At 53.0% G+C, this 18,890-nt stretch carries 13 protein-coding genes; 7 read left to right on the top strand and 6 right to left on the bottom strand.

Annotated elements, in window-relative coordinates; all coding sequences use genetic code 11:
• Nucleotides 1-17: 17 nt before the first annotated feature.
• The 4 genes from CpATCC19410_RS10520 to CpATCC19410_RS10505 all read right to left on the bottom strand — a co-directional run bounded on the left by CpATCC19410_RS10520 (nucleotide 18) and on the right by CpATCC19410_RS10505 (nucleotide 5,872).
• Nucleotides 18-851, bottom strand: coding sequence for an ABC transporter ATP-binding protein (locus tag CpATCC19410_RS10520; RefSeq protein ID WP_013242922.1), 834 nt, complete (start codon nucleotides 849-851; stop codon nucleotides 18-20).
• Nucleotides 848-2,881, bottom strand: coding sequence for a dipeptide/oligopeptide/nickel ABC transporter permease/ATP-binding protein (locus CpATCC19410_RS10515; protein WP_014401479.1), 2,034 nt, complete (start codon nucleotides 2,879-2,881; stop codon nucleotides 848-850). Before CpATCC19410_RS10515 ends, CpATCC19410_RS10520 begins: the two co-directional genes overlap by 4 nt.
• On the bottom strand, nucleotides 2,881-3,846 hold the full coding sequence (locus tag CpATCC19410_RS10510) for an ABC transporter permease (RefSeq protein WP_014401478.1): 966 nt from the start codon (nucleotides 3,844-3,846) through the stop codon (nucleotides 2,881-2,883). The genes CpATCC19410_RS10515 and CpATCC19410_RS10510 overlap by 1 nt, the downstream gene beginning before the upstream one ends.
• 403 nt (nucleotides 3,847-4,249) lie before the next feature.
• Nucleotides 4,250-5,872, bottom strand: coding sequence for an ABC transporter substrate-binding protein (locus CpATCC19410_RS10505; protein ID WP_013242919.1), 1,623 nt, complete (start codon nucleotides 5,870-5,872; stop codon nucleotides 4,250-4,252).
• A 372-nt stretch (nucleotides 5,873-6,244) separates the two neighbouring features.
• Here CpATCC19410_RS10505 and CpATCC19410_RS10500 point away from each other — a divergent pair, with 372 nt between their 5' ends.
• The 6 genes from CpATCC19410_RS10500 (at nucleotide 6,245) to CpATCC19410_RS10475 (ending at nucleotide 14,446) form a co-directional block, all read left to right on the top strand.
• Nucleotides 6,245-7,021: a FadR/GntR family transcriptional regulator gene (locus CpATCC19410_RS10500; protein ID WP_013242918.1), complete on the top strand. Its 777-nt coding sequence runs from the start codon at nucleotides 6,245-6,247 to the stop codon at nucleotides 7,019-7,021.
• Nucleotides 7,018-7,932, top strand: coding sequence for an ROK family protein (locus CpATCC19410_RS10495; protein ID WP_014401477.1), 915 nt, complete (start codon nucleotides 7,018-7,020; stop codon nucleotides 7,930-7,932). Before CpATCC19410_RS10500 ends, CpATCC19410_RS10495 begins: the two co-directional genes overlap by 4 nt.
• Nucleotides 7,933-7,970: 38 nt before the next feature.
• A complete protein-coding gene (locus CpATCC19410_RS10490; RefSeq protein ID WP_014401476.1) occupies nucleotides 7,971-8,660 on the top strand; it encodes an N-acetylmannosamine-6-phosphate 2-epimerase in 690 nt (229 codons plus the stop codon).
• An 11-nt stretch (nucleotides 8,661-8,671) separates the two neighbouring features.
• On the top strand, nucleotides 8,672-9,823 hold the full coding sequence (locus CpATCC19410_RS10485; RefSeq protein ID WP_013242915.1) for an amidohydrolase family protein: 1,152 nt from the start codon (nucleotides 8,672-8,674) through the stop codon (nucleotides 9,821-9,823).
• Nucleotides 9,824-9,835: 12 nt separating this feature from the next.
• Nucleotides 9,836-10,615, top strand: a complete 780-nt coding sequence (gene nagB / locus CpATCC19410_RS10480) for a glucosamine-6-phosphate deaminase (RefSeq protein ID WP_013242914.1) — start codon at nucleotides 9,836-9,838, stop codon at nucleotides 10,613-10,615.
• Nucleotides 10,616-11,038: 423 nt separating this feature from the next.
• Nucleotides 11,039-14,446, top strand: coding sequence for a choice-of-anchor M domain-containing protein (locus tag CpATCC19410_RS10475; RefSeq protein ID WP_014522491.1), 3,408 nt, complete (start codon nucleotides 11,039-11,041; stop codon nucleotides 14,444-14,446).
• Between the two features lie 93 nt (nucleotides 14,447-14,539).
• Here CpATCC19410_RS10475 and chrA read toward each other — a convergent pair whose 3' ends face one another.
• The gene (gene chrA, locus CpATCC19410_RS10470; RefSeq protein ID WP_013242912.1) at nucleotides 14,540-15,139 is read right to left on the bottom strand and encodes a heme-responsive two-component system response regulator ChrA; all 600 of its coding nucleotides are present in this window, start codon (nucleotides 15,137-15,139) and stop codon (nucleotides 14,540-14,542) included.
• On the bottom strand, nucleotides 15,136-16,383 hold the full coding sequence (locus CpATCC19410_RS10465; RefSeq protein WP_013242911.1) for a sensor histidine kinase: 1,248 nt from the start codon (nucleotides 16,381-16,383) through the stop codon (nucleotides 15,136-15,138). Before CpATCC19410_RS10465 ends, chrA begins: the two co-directional genes overlap by 4 nt.
• Nucleotides 16,384-16,568: 185 nt before the next feature.
• Here CpATCC19410_RS10465 and CpATCC19410_RS10460 point away from each other — a divergent pair, with 185 nt between their 5' ends.
• Nucleotides 16,569-18,890, top strand: coding sequence for a choice-of-anchor M domain-containing protein (locus CpATCC19410_RS10460; protein ID WP_014401475.1), 2,322 nt, complete (start codon nucleotides 16,569-16,571; stop codon nucleotides 18,888-18,890).

The following is an 18,890-nucleotide window of genomic DNA, read 5'->3' as shown; positions in this document are numbered from 1 at the left end:
CGATTCTTAAAACGTATTTAGAGGAGGGACGGCGTTGCAGCAAGCAGCGTCTTTGTGTATTCCTGCTGGGGCTGAGAGAAGAGAAGATCAGTGGGTTGTTCCTCAATAATCTCGCCCTTGTACATCACGCACATGCGATCGGAAACGTAACGCACGGTGTTGATATCGTGAGAAATGAATACGAGTCCGAGCCCCAATTCATTGCGTAGGTCTGTGAGCAGATTAAGTACCTGTGCTCGCACCGAGACATCAAGTGCGGACGTAGGCTCGTCGGCGATGATCAGATCTGGTTCCAAAGCCAGCGCACGGGCAATAGCTACGCGCTGGCGCTGTCCACCAGAGATTTGACGAGGCAGAACATCAAGAGCGGATTGCGGAAGTCCCACCAAGCTTAGGAGGACTCGGACCCTCTTGAGGCGGCCGGCTTCATCATCGATCTTATGCACGCGCATGGGGTCGAGGAGCTGGTCCTTGACCGTCATGCGCGGATTCAGGGCTGTGGCTGGATCCTGGAAAACAACAGAGATAGCGCGTCCCAGCTCTTTACGCTGGCGGCCTCGCCCCGTCATTTTCTCCCCACGGAAGTAGACCTCGCCACTAGTGGGCTTTTGTAGCCCGACCATGACACGGGCTAGCGTGGATTTACCGCAGCCAGACTCCCCCACGATGCCAACGACCTGTCCACGGTCTACGTGGAAGTTGATGTCCTTGTTAGCGTGAAGGGTTTCGGGCCGGAAGAGCTTTCCCGTGCGCGTTTTGTGGATCACGTTGACGTTACGAAGCTCAATAATGGGTGCATCGCTGTCGTGCCCTGTGAGGTTGTTACGCTGCTGCATCTGAGGATTACTCATCGGATTTCACCTTCTAAACCTTCAATATCGAGGTTGCTGCTGGCGGCTGCTTCCTCGCGACGCAACGCGAGCAGCGCATCTGTGGCGGCAAAGCAGTGGGTCTCTGAACCGTCAACAAGCCGGAGCAACGGACGTTGATCCAATCCCGTGGTCGGGTGGCTAGAACGTGGTGCAAAGCGGTCGCCGATCACAAACTCGCGAGGGCTCGGCACGGTTCCCGGTACCTGATAGAGACGATCCGCGCCAGCTTCGATGGATAGCACCGCGCCCAGAAGCCCTCGGGTGTACTCGTGTTGGGGGTTGGAGAGAAGCTCGCGGGTGTTGCCCTGCTCAACGACCTGACCTGCGTACATAACCGTGATTTTGTGAGCCAGCTTGGCCACCAAAGCGAGATCGTGGCTGACAAAGACCATGGAGAAGCCGAGCTTTTCACGCAGATCATTGAGCAAATCAACAACTTGATGCTGCACAGTCACGTCGAGGGCTGTTGTTGGCTCGTCCGCGATGAGTAGGCGTGGGTTACGCGTGAGCGCCATAGCGATGAGAACGCGTTGGCGCTGACCGCCGGAAAGCTCATGCGGATAAGACTTGAGAGTACGAACTGGATCAAGTCCGACGAGCTCCATCAGCTCTTCTGCAGTGCGCTTTCCGCCGCGGCGAATGAGCTGCTGCATTTGAGTGCGAATCAACATGGAGGGATTCAAAGAGCTCAGAGCATCTTGGTAGATCATGGCCATATCATGTCCGCGTAGGGCATTGTGCTCTTCTGGCTTGAGATCTAGGAGATTCTTGCCATCAAAGAGGATTTCACCAGTGATCTTGGCGGTGGGAGGAAGCAGGCCCATGATGGCCATAGAAACCAGAGACTTACCACATCCCGACTCGCCCACCAGACCCATCGTCTGTCCTGGGGACACGGTGAAGTTCACCTTATCCACGATATTTACATCACCGTGTGCTGCGGGGAAGGCAATGGATAGATCCTTGACCTCGATGAGCGGGGACTCACCACGCGTATAAACAAGACGGCGATTTTCACTCATCTCTGCATCTCTGAGAGCCGCGAGTGAGGTGTTGAGCGAGAGGGCTGCTTCCTTCTCAGTGGACTGTCCAAGAGTATTGCGAGTATCGATGCTGGGGTCATTATCGGATACCTTGGCCGTGAGTTTGATGCGTGGGGAGGCCATAGCATCGGTAAGCCCCTCGGAGAGGATGTTTAACGCGAGCACGGTTACAAGAATCATTAGGCCAGGGAAGAATGTGGGCCACCAAGAACCTGTAAGGAGTAGCTGCTTACCGTCGGCGAGGATATTTCCCCATGAGGGTGAAGGCGGCTTCACACCGGCGTTAATAAAAGATAGAGAGGCCTCGAATACGATGGCATCTGCAACCAGCACAGTGGCAAAGACTGCAATCGGGGCGATGGTGTTACGAGCAACGTGTTTGATCAGAATGTGTGGGATCTGGGCGCCCATAACCTTGGCCGCAGAGACATAGTCCTCGCCGAATTCACTGAGCACATTAGCTCGCACGATGCGAGAGAGCTGCGGAACATAGAGGAAACCGATAGCAAAGACCAACACCGGGATGGAAGTGCCAAAGACGGCAACAAACACAGCTGCAAGAGCGATGCCGGGGAAGGACATAATAATGTCCAGGATGCGCATGAGGACTTCAGAGACGACCTTGCCTGCAGTTGCTGCTATAGAACCAATAACTGCGGCGGCCACCAGCGCTGCGCCAGTGGCACAGAGACCTATGATCAGTGATGCGCGGGCGCCATAAGCCACGCGGGCAAAGATATCGCGGCCGATGGCATCGGTACCAAACCAGTGGTCGCCGCTCGGCGGCTGAACTGGTGTAGAGGACGCCAACGGATCATAAGCAGTAATGAGTGGCGCAAAGATAGCCATGAGGGCGACCAACGTGAGGAATGTCAGGGCTACTTTGGAGGCAATGGGCAAAGAACGAATTCCAGAGAATCGTTGCCCTGCGCGGTTTTCGAGTTTTTCAGTCAGGTTGCGTCGCATTAGATGCTCCTGATGCGTGGGTTGACGAGCACATAAAGCATGTCAACGATGATGTTGATGATGATGAACGTGATAGCGACAGTGAGGGTAACGCCCTGAACGAGGTAAACATCGTTGCGGGTAACACCGTCGAGGATGAGCTGACCCATAGCCTGAATGTTGAAGATGATCTCGATGATCACAGCGCCACCCATGAGGTAACCAACGCGGAGCCCCAGAACCGTGATGGGGGTAATAAGCGCGTTACGGAGAACGTTACGGGAGATGACTTCAGCCTTGGGAATACCGGATCCAATGGCAGTACGCACGTAATCCTTGTCCAGCTCTTCCACCATGGCGGTACGTACTACGCGGGTGAGTGAACCGGCAACTGGAACGGCCAAGGCCACAGCCGGGAGGAAAAGGTTGTTGAGATAAACCCCAGGGTCTTCGGTGAACTTCACCCACGAGGTAATCAATGCGGGGAACAGCCCCCACGCGCCGGGGATTGTTCCCAGCCACTGAATGAGCAGGATAGCCAACCAGAAAGAAGGGGTGGCCAGTGCCGCAATAGAGACGACGCGGATCAATTGGTCAGGCCATTTGTCTCGGTAGAGGGCCGCGATGACGCCAAAGACGAGGGAGAATACCGCAGCGAGGATCAATCCTAAGAAGGTGAGCTGCAGCGTAATCGGGAATGCCTTAGCAACAACGTCTGTGACAGAGGCGCTACCAGTTGTGGTACCAAGATCGCCGTGGAGCATGTCCACGAGGAAGTGGTAATACCGCATCAACAGAGGGTCGTTGAGGCCGTGGGTCTCACGGTATTCTTCGAGCGCCTCCAGCGAGGCCGTCTCCCCTAGCGCGAGGCGAGCAGGATCGGCAGGGCTGAAGGACATGATGAAGAACACCAAGAAGGTCACGCCAAGAATCATGATGGGTAGCGCAATCAGGCGCCGACCGATCAGTCGTAGCAGATTAGACATAGTAAATGTCCTGACTTTCGTGCGATGTACGTGTGCAAAGGCTCAACCGGATGGGAGGGAGCCTCATCTTTATAAGCTGGCGCGGAAAAGTAGGTACTCAGAGAGACTTGTCTGTAGCGCCGTAGGTTTTTGCGGCCTTTAATGGCCTAAAGCTGGGACTATTTAAGGCCTCGGCTTGTGATAATTGAGTGTGAGACCCTGCATTTATTCCCGTGAGCTGTGTACTTGATGGGTGGAACGCTATGTAATTATTGTGTGTCCAATTGCAGTGATTAATAGCGCGTATGAAGCGCTACTGCCACTAAACACACTGGGCAAAAGGGGCTTCTCCCCCAGCCAGCGTGACTTTTCTAGCCTGGGCTAAAGACGGTTCATAGCTGGCTGGGACGTGGAGAAAATGTTTTTACTTGGTGGAGCCAACGCCGACAAAGTTCAGGCCGGTCAGAGAGATCGGCTTGAAATCGACAAGCGAGGAGGCATCCCATGCAGTAGGCACCTTGCGGTGGAACAGCGGATAGAGCGGAACAGTCTCGGAAATAAGATCGAGTGCCTCGTTCCACTTATTCTTCTGCTCAGTAGCATTTGTGGACTTGAGACCCGCATCCAGGACCTCCTGAAGTTTGGTGTATTCAGGCGTTCCCTTCCAGTGCATGCGGGATTCGGTCCAGGTGTCTCCGGAGTACCACCAGCGCATGAGTAGGTCGGGGTCAAGGCCGAAGACGCTGGGGTCACCGGGGGCGATGACCACGTCGTATGCCTCTGGTTTTCCGTCGATGGTGTTGTATACGTCGGAAGACTTCTTCTCAGTGAAGTCAACCTTGATGCCGATAGCAGAGAGGGACTCCTGGATCAGCGGGGTGCACTTCTTTACCCAGTCATGGTCTGTGCACAGCATGCGTAGTTCTTTGAGCCCAGTTTCTGCAAAGAGTTTCTTTGCCTTCTCTGCGTCGTGAGCATACTGAACCTTTGCCTCGTGGTACTGCGGATGTTCCTTGTGCAGGAACGAGGTGGCAGGGCTGGCCTGGCCCAAGAGGGCTGTCTCGATGATCTGATTAATGTTCACGCCGTAGAGGAATGCCTGGCGATTCTTTACATCGCTGAAGGGGTTCGACTTATCGTTGTTGAACATGGCAAACAGCAGGCCAAAGCCCTGAACAGATTCCACGGAAGAGCTGGACTTCAGCTGCTCGATGGAGAGATAAGGGATGGAATCGATAGCTTGAACTGTCTTGGACTGGATAGCATTGGTGCGGGTAGATGCATCGGGGATGATCTGCCAAACCATGTTCTTAGCAAGCGCTGGCTTGGGACCGTTGTAGTCCTCGAATCGCTCGAACTTGATGGTCTTAGAGGTACCACCGTTATCGGTCATCTTATAAGCGCCGGATCCAATGGGATTAGCGGCGAACTTATCCAGGTTCGCTTGGACTGCAGCCTTGGGGACGATCTTGACCACTGCGAGACGGCTGGCAAGGACGCCAGTCTCCTCGGTGAGGGTGAAGGTGACGGTCTTATCGTCTTTCTTTGCGACCTTCTCGATAAAAGGAATAAAGGAGGCATACAGGCTCTTATTTGCCTTATCTAGGACGCGCTCGAAGGAAAAGACAACGTCATCGGCGGTGACGGGGGTGCCATCGTGGAACTTTGCGCCGTCGCGAAGCATAACGTCGATTGACTTGCCGTCGCCCTTGGGTAGTTCCTTTGCTAGCGCGGCGTAGGGTTCGCCGTTTGCGGGATTAAGCTCCGTCAGGCCTTCCATAGTGTGCCAGTTTGCTGCAACGGTTAGCGCTGCAGTGGTGGGCATGGGATCGAAGCCATTGGTTCCGAGTTCATAAGAGATGGCTGCTGTGATGGTGCCATCTTTGTTCAGTGAACCGGCACTCGCGCCTGCCGAGGGGCTCGAGGTGTCATTTCCCTTAGGGGCGCAAGCAGAGAGGGTGGCTGCAAAACCAGCCGCTGCGCCGAAAGCGGAAGTGATCTTAAAGAAATCGCGGCGAGTGTACTTTTTTTCTGAAGCATTGCTCATGGGTTATTCCTTTCCCCAAGTGTGCGTACAAGATGTCTTGCTGCGGCGACCAGCTTGGATAGGTGGCAAATGCCGTGTCGCGGGTCAATCCAAAGAATACATCAGACGTCTGACGTCCGCTAGGTTTTGTGTTAGGATTTCAATCGAAGTTGCCAAACAGCACCGTGACCATGCCTGTTTCTCCTCGCTTTCTACCCCATGTGTGGGAGGTGGGCGTATCCCCTGCTGTTAGGGAAAATGCAGGACATAGCAACCAACACCTAAAAATCTCTCATTCCGAATAGCTGCAGATAAGAGCTGTTTTGGTAGTCAAGAGGCATGTTTTTCGGTCCATCAACATGCTCAGTCGGCCGCAGATGAACAGGAGAAAATATGAATTCACATGTGAGTCCGGCGGTAGGAAAGAGCCCTACCGCGGCGGCAATCGAAGATTACATCCGTGATAATAATCTCTCTCCGGGGGACCTTCTCCCCTCGGAAGCGGCGCTATGTGAGCGTCTTTCGGTATCACGTTCCTCAGTCCGCGAGGCTATGAGGACGCTCGCTTCTCTTGACGTTGTTGAGATTCGACATGGGCACGGAACATTTGTGGGAAGCATGTCGCTCGCACCTCTTATTAATGGAATGGTGCTGCGTCTGACCTTGAATGAAGAGCTCGCTCTAGAAAACCTTTCATACGTTGTGGATATGCGCATCGCGCTGGACCTGGCCAATGCGGAGGAGCTGGCTAACTCTTATAAGGGGCAGTCCACCGAGGTGCTAGACCGGATTGTGGAAGCAATGAGGGAAAAGTATTTACGCGAGGAGTCTTTTGTGGAAGAGGATTGGCAATTCCACAAAGTGATCTCTGAGAAGCTATCCAATCCGTTGATGCGAGAAATGTCGATGGCCCTCTGGGAGATACACACCAAAGTGGTTCCGGTTCTGGGGCTGGGCGATCCGGAGGACATGGAAGACACCGTGGAGGCGCACTCGAAAATGATTCGAGCGCTTCATAGTGGCGACGCAGACAGCTATTGCGCACTGATCTGTGAACATTATGGTCCGCTTCTTCGTGTGATTAAGAAGAAAAGAGAGCAACAGGATCTTGCCCGGAATGCCAATTCTGCTGACATAGATAAGGAAGCGGATAAGGAGCGAGCATCATGATTGGCGCAGGCAATAAAGTGCAAACCCCCGTACGCATTGGCGTGGATATTGGTGGAACCAAGATCGCGGCGGGCCTGGTGGCGGATGCTAACCCCACCACCGTTATTGAGTATCGTCGTCGGCCTACGCCCGCGAGCAATGTGATACAAGAGGTCGCTGGCGTTATCCAAGAGCTTATAGACGTCTCCCCTACCGCGGTTTCGAGCATAGGAATCGGTGCTCCAGGGGTCATTGATCCCATAGAAGGCAACGTAGTGTCCTCGGGGCCGACCATGCAGGGATGGGCGGGAACTAAGATCGCGGATACGCTGAGGGAACAATTCCCGGTTCCCGTTGCCGTGCATAACGACGTCCGCGTTATGGGGCTGGGCGAGTCCATCTATGGCGCTGGTCAGGACTTTAACAATATTCTTTTTGTCAGCCTGGGCACTGGCGTGGGCGGGGCACTTGTGCGTGATGGTGGGCTTGTTGCCTCGCCTCACTGTACCGCTGGAGAGCTGCGTTGCCTGTGGGGACGGCTCCCCGATGGATCCGCTGCCCTCTTAGAGTCCTTCGCCTCTGGTCCTGGACTCGTTGACTCCTATAACGCGTATGCGGAGCACCCAGCCGTGGATCTCCACGAGATTATGGCTCGATACCACGCGGGTGAAGAATATGCGCGGGGTGTTATTGAGGAACATCTCTTTGCGTGCGGGGTTGCTATCGGCGGGTTTATTAGTGCCATTGACGTGGATGCTGTGGTGGTCGGCGGTGGCGTGGGCAATATTGGCGATGCCATTATTAACCCCTTTGCTCGTGGGCTAAAAGAAGGCGCCATCCCTCCACTCGATGCAGTACCAGTTATCCAGGCACAGCTAGGAACCGATGCTCCCATCGTAGGAGCCGCATATCTGGGGAAGACCCAAGACTAAATCAACAAAGTATCTATTTAATTTAAGGAACTCTCATGATGGATCTGCAGGGCTTTATTCAACAGGTGAAGAATAGGCTTATCGTTTCCGCGCAGGCGCCTACCGGTCATCCGCTACGTGATACTCGCACGATGGTCTTCCTTGCCAAAGCTGCTGAGCATGGTGGCTCGGCGGCGATACGCTGTGGCGGTTACGGTGGTCTCGAAGACATCCGGGCGATCGTAGATACTGTGTCTGTCCCCGTTATTGGGCTTACCAAAGAAGGAGACACGGGCGTATACATCACGCCATCAGTGAAGTCGGCAGAAGACGTGATTAAAGCGGGTGCGACTGTCGCAGCTATTGACGCCACCTTCCGGCCGCGCCAAGACGGATCTACCTTTGCCGATCAAGTGGCAGCAGTTCACGCGCTGGGTGGATTGGCGATGGCGGACATTGCGACTGCCGACGAAGCCGTAGCAGCGCATGAGGCAGGCGCCGATATTATCTCGACGACCCTAGCCGGGTATACGGAGCACAGGGAAAAAACCGATGGGCCAGATCTGGAGTTGATCCGAGAAATCCGCGCCGCATTGGGGCCAGATGTATTCCTTATCGGTGAGGGTCGGTTCCACTCCCCCGAGCATGTGAAGCAGGGTCGAAAAGCAGGAGCGGACGCACTGATCGTAGGAACCGCGATCACGGATACTGCGTGGATCACTACGCAGTTTGCTGCAGCAGCTAAATAGGAGTGGCGCTCATGACCGGATTCATCGTAGGAACCGTAGTAACGGTTGACGGCGTGCTAGAAGGTCACCGTGTTGACTATGACGCAACGGGGACAATCACAGCGATTACCCCGGCGTCGGATAAAAAGCTAAACAACGATCTGATGATCCTTCCGGGCCTCGCCGATATTCACAATCATGGAGGCGCCGGAGAATCCTTTCCCACCTCGGGGAGTGAGGGCTGTATAGCGGCCGCACGGCATCACCGTGCTCACGGGTCCACTACGCTGCTTGCGTCGACAGTCTCTATGCGAGAAGAAGTATTGTTACCGCAGCTTAGTCTGCTTTCCGAGCTGGCTAGCGACGGAGAAATAACAGGAATCCATGCAGAAGGGCCGTTTGTTAATAGCTGTCGCTGTGGGGCGCAGGATCCCGCCGCGATTATTGGGGGTGACCCAGAGCTCTTTGCAAAGATGATCAAAGCCTCACGCGGTTTCTTACGCTCGATGACTTTTGCGCCAGAGACGCCTCACGCGCGGAAATTGGTTGACATGTGCGCGGAGCACAACGTGGTTGTGTCGTTGGGACACACAGATGCCGATTTTGATCTCACCATGGATATGATCCGCTATGCGGAACAGCGCGGGGCTGTGGTCACCGCGACGCACCTGTTCAATGCCATGCCTCCGCTTCACCACCGCGCGCCGGGTCCCGTGGCAGCTCTAATGAGCGCTGCTGCTCGCTCCCTGGCACACGTTGAGCTTATCGCCGATGGTGTGCATCTGGATGACAATACGGTGAGCATGGTGTTGGATTCTGTGGGCTCGGAGAATATCACTTTTGTTTCCGACGCAATGGGGGCCGCAGGTAAAGCCGACGGAGAGTACATTCTCGGTGCTTTGGCTGTCACGGTTATTGACGGCGTTGCACGTTTGAGCACAGAGGACGGCTCGCAGGGGGCTATCGCGGGCGGAACATCCCGGGTGATTGATCAAGTACGGCGACAAGTGGGAGCAGGCCATGACATGGTCGATGTGATTCGAGCATCCACCAGCGGAAATCGCCTTTTGGGGCTCAGTGATCGCGGTGATATTGCCGTGGGTAAAAAAGCAAACTTTGTTGTATGCCGCAATGACTTTGAAGTGGTCGCGGTCTACGAAAACGGACAAAAGCTCAACTTTTAGGAGACGGTAACCATGGAAATCATCATTACTCCCACCCACAAAGAGGCGGCGGTAATCGCTGCGGACATTTTTGAGGGGTATATCAGGCAGGGGAAGACCTTAGGTTTAGCCACTGGCTCGACGCCGGGAAGCACCTACGCCGAGTTGGTGCGCAGGCATCGGGAAGAAGGCCTGTCTTTTGCTCAATGTCAGGCATTCCTCCTCGACGAGTATGTAGGTTTGCCTCGAGAGCACGAGCAGACTTATTACCAGACTATTCGCCGAGAGATCACGTCTCACGTGGATATTGATGACTCCGCTGTTCACAGCCCTGATGGAACGGCGGAAAACCCAAGCGCTGCTGCCGAAGCTTATGATCAATCAATACGGGATGCCGGTGGCGTGGATATTCAGGTTTTAGGTATTGGAACTGATGGCCATATCGCGTTTAATGAGCCGACCTCGTCACTGGTAAGTCGGACTCGTATCAAGACTTTGCATCCGGATACCGTACGAGATAACTCGCGCTTCTTTGATAATGACGAGTCTCAGGTGCCGCATCACGTGATGACTCAGGGGATTGGCACGATCTGCGAAGCCGGTCATCTTGTGATGCTGGCCTTTGGGGAGAACAAGGCTGACGCGGTTAAATCCATGGTAGAAGGGCCTGTCAGCGCTATGGTTCCAGCCTCGGCCTTGCAGATGCACAAGCACGTGACTGTGATCCTGGATGAAGCTGCCGCTAGCAAGCTAGAGAACATCGAGTATTACAACTATGCATTGGCGCATAAACCAGAATGGCAAAAATTTTAAAGTACATCGAAGATAGAACCATTCTCCGTTTATCCGTAGAAGCCGTCTCTTTATTAAGGGACGGTACAGGTTGAGCGCGGAGAAAATAACGTAGGAGAGGCTAGTAATGTCTCTCCTATTTTAAGTTTTTTGGTGTTTTGCTAGGTGTTTTGAAGTAATTGTGCACAATCTAAAAGGCGTAGTGCTTATTGTCTTTGTGGCAATGAGTGTATCCGGGGTGGAGAGTGCTCTTTTATTGTCAATTATTGGCATTGCGCAAGGGGGAAGGTGCGACGGTTTGGGGGTTACGGAGCTGTTTGGTGAAGGTAGTAAACCTGGATATTTATAGTGTTCTCTCCCTACTAAGGGGAGGGTGTTGACATAGAAAATGATTCTCATTAGATTAAAGAGTGTTATTTTCAATAATTCAACAAAGGATCCCTTGTGCCTAAAAGAATATCGGCGGCCTGCCTGGGCTTTTTAGCCGTTGGCGGGCTTATCGCTTCAAGCGTAATTCCCGTTGCCTCCGCAAATACGGACTCGGACGATTCCCTCACCGTCCGTACCCAAGTGCACGTTGATTCACCGCACGCGGTGTGGCAAGACGATAATTTTTCCCTGGTTTCCAAGAGCAGCGGAATGATTCCTATTGAGAAAACAATTAACTGGGTAAGTAGAGGAAAAGTTGATCGTGGACTCTATGCATGGAATGTTCCAGATGATGACCGTCTCAAATTCCTAGGGGAAAAAGGGCAGCTCATGTACTACGGGGGCCCTGCGCACGGCTCCCCTACTGACGGCATGCCGATCTGGGCGGGCTTTGGCGCTGCCATTGATCTGCCCACTGAGAAGTTCCGTGATGAGTCCTTCAACCTAGACATCGTTGGTTTTGAGGGTCCCGGAAAGATGGAACTCTTCACGTATAGCGACGAGGAGATGCCGCTGCAGCGCCTATGGTCGTCGCATGATACCGGGTACCGTTCTACATGGGTGGAAAAAGGAACCCACACGCACAACGCCACCACTTTTACCCGCCCCGGCAGGTATGAGATCAGCTACCGCGCTTCTGCCCGTGGCACAGACGGAAAGCTCATTGCATCTGAGCCGCAGAAGCTAATTTGGCAAGTAGGCGGCCCCGATCCCTCGGAGGCAAAGCTTGGGAATATAAAAGAGGCCTATGATGAGGCATCGGATTCCAAAGATGAGGACTCGTCGGAAGACTTTAAGCCTGAGTTTATGATGTCCCCTTATGCCGGCGGCTCCGGCGGTAGTGATAAGGATCTTCTGACCAAGCTGGCTTTTAACACCGGAAACGCTAAAGATTCCGGTCATGCCGTCTTCTATATCGATGGCTACTACCTGGCCGAAGTCCCCGTGAAAGGGGGCAAAGCCGAGTGGGTTGAGATGATCGGCGGCCTAAACTCCAAGTTCCAAGTTGTGTACATCCCGGGCAAGGATTCCCAGAGCCCCCGGTGGGTGTCTGAAGAACTTGAGCACACCACGGGCGGGAAAGAGCAAAAGACAAGCGACGCGGGCGAATTCCCAGAGGCTCAGAAGGATGAGGAACTGGAAGAATTCGACCTAGAAGACATCAAGCCAAAGAGCCTAGATGTTGCCGTCTCAACGGGCAAGATGGACAAAGATATTGGAAGCTTTGACCTCACCATAGACCCTAAAGATAAAGACCTGACTGTAAAGGCAGTGGGCGGGTTCTATGAGAAGGAGTCTGGCAAGGAGTTTACGGGCGTTCCTAAGGATCATGCTCCCACGTGTCCCGTTGCATTTACCAGTGCCCCTAATAACCGAACCAGCCTGCAGATAATCGGCGGCTGCGATAGTGAAGACTATCAGCTGCTGTTGGATATCATTCCAAGCTCCAGGACTATAGCTCCAGGTAAAGCAACCTTTGTGGAGTCTCGTAAGGGTGAATACCAGCCGTTAGCGGAAACCACCGTCAAGCTGGGTAATGGAAAAGCTGCGGAGGATCCTGAGGAATCGGAAGGTGCGGAACCCGCGGAAGGCGAGGACCCCTCGGAGGGTGAGGAGCCCGGAGAGGGCAACAAGAAACCCAAGAAGGAATCCGAGCAAACTCCAGCGGAAGCGACCGAAGAGCCCGGGGAAGAGACCGGCGAGGAAACCAGCGAACAGACCACGGCTAGCAAGCCGGATAAAGCTAAGACTCCTGAAAAAAAGAAAGATTCCAAGGAGACTGAGCCCTCTTCAGGCGTTCTGAATACAAAAAAGGTGGAAATTTCCAAAGGCCATGTGGATATTTCTCCCAAAGAGATCGATGATTCTTTGGCCCTGGTGATTAAAGACGAGAGCGGCCAGCATGATCCCAAGGCAGTTTTGCGCGATCCCAATTCGGTGACGTTTGTGGTGCCGCAGTCTTCCAAGACCCTGCTTAAAGGCGATATCAAGGACATCGCTAAAAAGGGTGATCGAGTGTATATGCTTCCTGAGGTGCAAAAGACTGGTCTAGTATGGCTGGGCTTTAGCACCGAGGAGATCTATGCTGAGACTGAGGATAATTATGAGTTCACCATAACGCCGAAGCACACGCCTGAAGGCGGAAAGTGGGTCGCATATAGTGGTGATGCTGGCTCATCTGAGAACCGGATCGGGGACTCTTCCGGAGAACACGTGTATAAAGCCGAGGGATCGACGCATCGTCATCTCAACTGGGTATTTACCAAGCCGGGCAAGTACACGATGGAGGTAGTGGTCAAAGATACGTGGGATGAACTCAGCAAGCCTGCAACTCTTACCTTTGACGTGCGTGATTCGAATTCCGTTGCCGGTAATTCCCAAGGTTCTAAAGCGCAGAAACCAAGCAATCCAAATAAGGATGGCAACTCAACCAGTGCCCCCACTAAGAAGGATTCCCCAGAGCGTCCTACTGCTAAACCCACGGCTAAAGAGGACCGAAACGATGGGCGTCGTGAGCTTGTCGACGGCCACCTAGACTTCGGCCCGGCGTTTGTGGACGGAAAGCTGGGCTTCTACGTCGGCGTTGACGTAAAGCGTGAGCATGATGCGGTTTCTGATGATGGTCACAATCTTGCTCATCCCGATAAGGTTGCGTTAGTTGTTGGAGAGAATCGACGCTTTACCATCGGAGAGAAAGGCAACCGTGGTATTCCCGAGAATGATGACACCGCATTCCTAGGAAAGAAGGGCGATCACGTTTACTATCTGCCCAACACCCAGGATCATAACGCGGTGTGGCCGGGGTTTGATACCAACAAAGTGCGCAATAAGTTCCCTAAGGGAATGAGCATTGAAATTGAGCCGGAATCCATGCCGGATGGCGCAAAGTGGTGGGCTGGGCATCTACCGAGCCTGTCCAATGATCTGATCAAGCTTGCGGATTCCAGCGGCAAGTCAGTGATAGATAAGGGCGAACCATTCCATGAGCACGCTGACTGGTTCTTTACTAAGCCAGGTACATACAAAATTAAGATGCGAGCAGTGGCTCAGGACTCGGGTACATCCACACAAGCCATGACTTCTGATGGCAAGCAGATCAACATCGGTTTGGTGGCCGGCGGTGAAACTGCAACAAACTGGGAGACGATCGTCTTTGAGGTAGGAACCGGGGAAGCTGCTCGAGCTACTTCCGGCACTAGCTCCCAGGGTGCACAAGGGGTTACTGCAGCAGCTAAAGGTAAGCAAGGTTCTAAAACAGTTGCTCTGACCAAAAACGACAATGCCCCTAAGAAAGGCGTGAAGAGCTTGTTGGCAAACACGGGTGCCTCTCCTGAGGTGGCTCTTGCCTTGGCAATGCTCTTTGTTGGCGTTGGATTTGCGGCGATTGGTTATCGTCGAATGAAAAACGCAGAACAACTCTAAGACATGAGTTGTTGGGGTGCCGTGATATTTCACGGCACCCCGCTTTTTTGTCGGTATCTTTTATCCCCGTCGCTGGTGGAGAAACAGCGCGGCCTAAATAAGGCGTTGCTGCCGGGCTGCGGTGATGGCGGCGGTTCGATTATCCACGCCTAGTTTTGAGTAGATGTGTACCAGGTGGGTCTTTACCGTTGCTTCAGAGATAAAGAGTTTTGCTGCTAGCTGACGATTAGACAGGCCTTGCTCTAAGTTTTGAAGGATCTCTATTTCTCGCGTAGATAAGGCCTGTCGCGGCTTACTCACCCGCTGCATGAGTGCGTTAGCCACCTCTGGGGCTAGTGTGCGCCGGCCTTCGAATGTTGCCACCACTGCATCATGAAGAGCTGCTTCGGGCGCATCTTTTAAGAGGTACCCCATGGCTCCAGCCTCCACAGCTGCGAGGATGTCGGCTTCTGTGTCATAGGTAGTCAAGATGAGTACAGGAGGGCCGCCAGCGGAGGCTAGTGCGCGAGTAAGAGTGATACCGTCGGTTCCTGGCATTTGGATGTCTGTGACAACAACGTCAATTCCTTCGGTGTTAACGTTGGCGCCGTTGCTGGCTTCCGCAACAACGGAAATGTCTTCAAAGCTATCGAGGATTGTGCGCAACCCTGCTCGCACGACGGGGTGGTCGTCGATAAGCATGACGCGGATCATTGTGCCTCCCTACGGCTGGTGAGCGGGATACGGCACACCAAGGCGGTGCCGTACTCATCTGATTCAATCACGAGACTGCCATCAACGGTGGCGATGCGTTTTTTAAGGCCACCGAGCCCAAATCCCCCTTCTGATTGATCTGTCGCGGTAGTAAGACGCGCGGCGTTAAATCCCAAGCCATTATCTACTACATCAATGCTGACTTCATCCTCCCATATCCCAAGCGTGACCACTGCTTTGTTGGCATGGGCATGTTTGACAACGTTGTTAAGCCCCTCTTGAGCCACTCGTAATGCAGTACGAGTAACTGGTTCGGGAAGGCTTGTTTCCATATCTCCCACGAGCTCGAGGTGAACATCAAGGGGACATCCGAGCGCTGACTGTTTTTCGCGGACTCCGTCGATAACGCCTTGGAGTGCAATGGGGAGTGACTCCCCCAATGCTGGAGCTGCGAGATCGCGAACAAAGCGTCGTGCTTCGGCGAGGCTCTCCCCTGCTTGTTTTTCGATGATAGCCAGCTGTCGCTGAACGTTTTCTAGATCTCCGTGTTCGCAGTGTCTGTGGGCTGCTCTGGATAACAACACGATGGAGCTAAGCCCCTGCGCTACGGTGTCATGAATTTCTCTTGATAGCCGTTCTCGCTCCTCAAGACGCCCTGATTGGTGCTCTGAGGCTGCCAAATCCCGTTGGGCGGCCAGCAACTCGGCGGCTACTTGGCGGTAATGCATGGCGTCCTGATTTAAGACGTAGTAACCGTAATAGATTGCAACGCTGAAGCAGGCCCCAATTATAGGACCGAGTAATTGCCCTAGTACCCGATCTTCTGGCCGTGCTAGCCAGGGGATGATGGTAGCAATTCCTAATAGCAGTAGAACACTCAGTATGCCGCGGATTCCGGGAAGCAGGTTGAGCGCAATAAGGACTAGGGGGAACATCAGCCACGTGAAGCTACCCGACGCTCCCATCAGAATCGCCCACATCAATGTGATTACTAGCATCCACCAGCCGCTGAGGGGCATCGGATCTTTGATGTTGTCTCCCCTGGCAAACCGATTCTCCCAGGCGGTTCCAAACATGTAAAAAGCGCCAAGGCCTAGGGCTAAGGTGGTGATACATAATTTCCATGGTGATTCGGAGTCCGGGCTAAGGGTGAAACGGATAATTCCAAAGCCAAGCAGTGCGGCGAACATCAGGTGCAAACTGACGCGGAGCAACGTAAGGATCTGAATCACGTGGGGTCTCATGCCCTTGAATCTAATACGGGGGTGCAAGTATCCACACCTCGAAGTTTTTTATACAGAATTCTGGGATGCATTTATTCATGTAAACCTTTGCCTAAAGCTCAGTGCGTTGAACTTAGAGCTTGCTAAAGGAATTGTTTGGGTTTAAGTTATGAAAATAAAACCCAATATCAATAAGGAAGCTACTTATGCGCCTCTTTTCTCATAGAGCGTTTGGCATTGCTACTGCTTGTTTTGTTGTTGCTGCGACTGGCGCGAGCCCAGCGCTGGCAGGACCGGATCAAAACAAAAAGCTTGTTTATGGCACGCATGTAGACCTTTCACCAGCGGCTAGTGTGAAAGGGAATGATATTCAAGCTTTGGGGGTGGTTACTGGAGCGGGGTCCGAATCAATTCCGGCACAAGCTACGGTCATGTGGGTTCCAATGACTGGAAACTACTACCTCTACCCCACCCCTGACACAGAGTTTCTTGGGAAACAAGATAAGGGGATCTGGCAAGCTCCTCAGAACGTTGATATGAGCCAGCTCCCCATTTATTTTGGGTATAACACAGATAGCTCATTGCAGTCCCATACTGACATGCTCAAAGACGGCAACTATTCCTTGGATCTGCTTGGAGTAAGCGGACCCGGTGATGTGGAAGTGTTCACTAAAACAGTTACGGGTGTTCGGCGGGTGTACTCAAGTACTGATACCTCTTTGCGCTCCCTCATCCAGCCCAGGCATTCGCATTTTCATACTACTTTTTCTAAACCGGGCCGCTACGTCTTTACTTATCAAGCAATAGGGTACAAGGAAGATGGAACCCCGATTCCTACAATGCCTATGAAGCTGGCATGGCAGGTGGGCGGGCAAAATCCTAAAAACGGAAAAATTCTAGACTTTGCTGGGGAGTACCAAGCCGCCAAAGAAAAGAACACCGCTTCCCAAGAGGCGTCGATAGCTTTTAAGCCTGACGGGGCGTTTACAAACATTACCTTCGCCGGTAATGGGAACGGACGCCTTATCCTTACTAATCAGGGGCACTTTCTTGACGAGCTAGAGGTCAAAGATGGAAAAGCAACTACTACCACGTATTTGGCCTCGGAAAGCTCCACGTACCAAGCTATTTTTATTCCAGATGAGTCGGATAGCTCTTCCCCCTGGCTCTCCAAGGAAATTGAGTACCAGACTGGCGGCGAAGCCGTCACGGTAACAGAAGAGGCTGAGGAGCTCACTGAGCCGACAACGTCAGAGCATTTCACTACCGCAGAGCCAGTTTCTTTGGCTGACTCCGCGATAACCCTTAAAGCTGAGCAGACTGATTCTTCTGGCACAAAGCTAACGCTTGAAGCAAAAGATAAAAATATGCGAGGCAACTTTGTCATCGGTTTATACAGCAGTGAAGAACAATTTTTGCAGCAACAAAAAAGGGCGAGAGGGTACGCTAACTGCAGTTTCGAAGGAGAGTTTGACTCAGAGGGAAGATATGAAAAAGAAGTTGACCTCTCTGCCTGCAAAGACGATAAGTTTTTAAGGCTACGTATTACACCGCATCCACTGCTCAATGCGGAGCCCTTAGATGAGCTAAAAGAGATCGATCTGATGAGTGGCAAAGAGGGCAAGTTCTCCCTAAAGCTCTCTGAAACTAAAGAAGAGCTGCCAATCGCAGAAGAATTTAATGGCTATAAGCCAGGCGACGAAAATGAGAACCCCTATTCTAAAGAGGGAGCTCAGGAGGAAGAAGGCGCGGACCCTGAAGTTGAAGAGCCGGAGGAAGAGGAACTCAAAAAAGACAATCCCCCTTCCCGGCCTTTGGCACCGCGGCGTGAGCTAAACGCGGACACTGGCCTTATTAAACGATCCGATTTTGATTCGGAAATTGTTGAGTTCTCTGAAGGTCACATGGACATTCGGCTGGCCGACGACTCGGGAGAACCGTTTGTGGCTCTTAAGGTGGATAAACCAAGTCCCTCGGTTGTGCGTCCTATCCAAAAAACAGCGATTCGGGTAGGCGAAAACGCAAAGATGAAGCGTACTCAGAAGCTCGAGGATGCGGAGCTGGATTTCTTGGGAAAGATGGGAGAAGAATTCTATCTTTTGCCACAGGTGGAGGCGCTGCAAAAGCCATGGCCTGGTTTTAGTACGGAAAGCCTTGACTATACAAAGCCAGACTATGCAAAGGGAGTTTCTTTCAAACTTGTAAAGTCAGAGGTACCCGAGGGCGGACGTGCTGTGTTCTTCACAGGAGATATCGGCGGGGCGCCTACCCGCTACTTTGATACCGATGATTCTGAGCATCAGGAGATGAAGACTACTAAGCACACGCATCTGCATGGTTCCTGGTCTTTTACCAAGCCAGGTACTTATAAGTTGTATCTTCAGGCGATAGGTATGGGGAAGGATGGGAAGGAAAAGGTCTTGACTGAGGCCCAGCCGCTGACCTTCCTAGTGGGTAAAGACGCTAAGATCTCTACGCCCGCTAAGCCATCCTCCAAGGCAGCTAGCCGTGAGGATGCACCGGTATAA

The sequence above is a fragment of the Corynebacterium pseudotuberculosis genome (assembly GCF_002155265.1).
Lineage (GTDB): Bacteria > Actinomycetota > Actinomycetes > Mycobacteriales > Mycobacteriaceae > Corynebacterium > Corynebacterium pseudotuberculosis.
The sequence above is the reverse complement of the archived record's forward strand: the minus strand, read 5'-3'. Positions and strand labels throughout refer to the sequence as shown.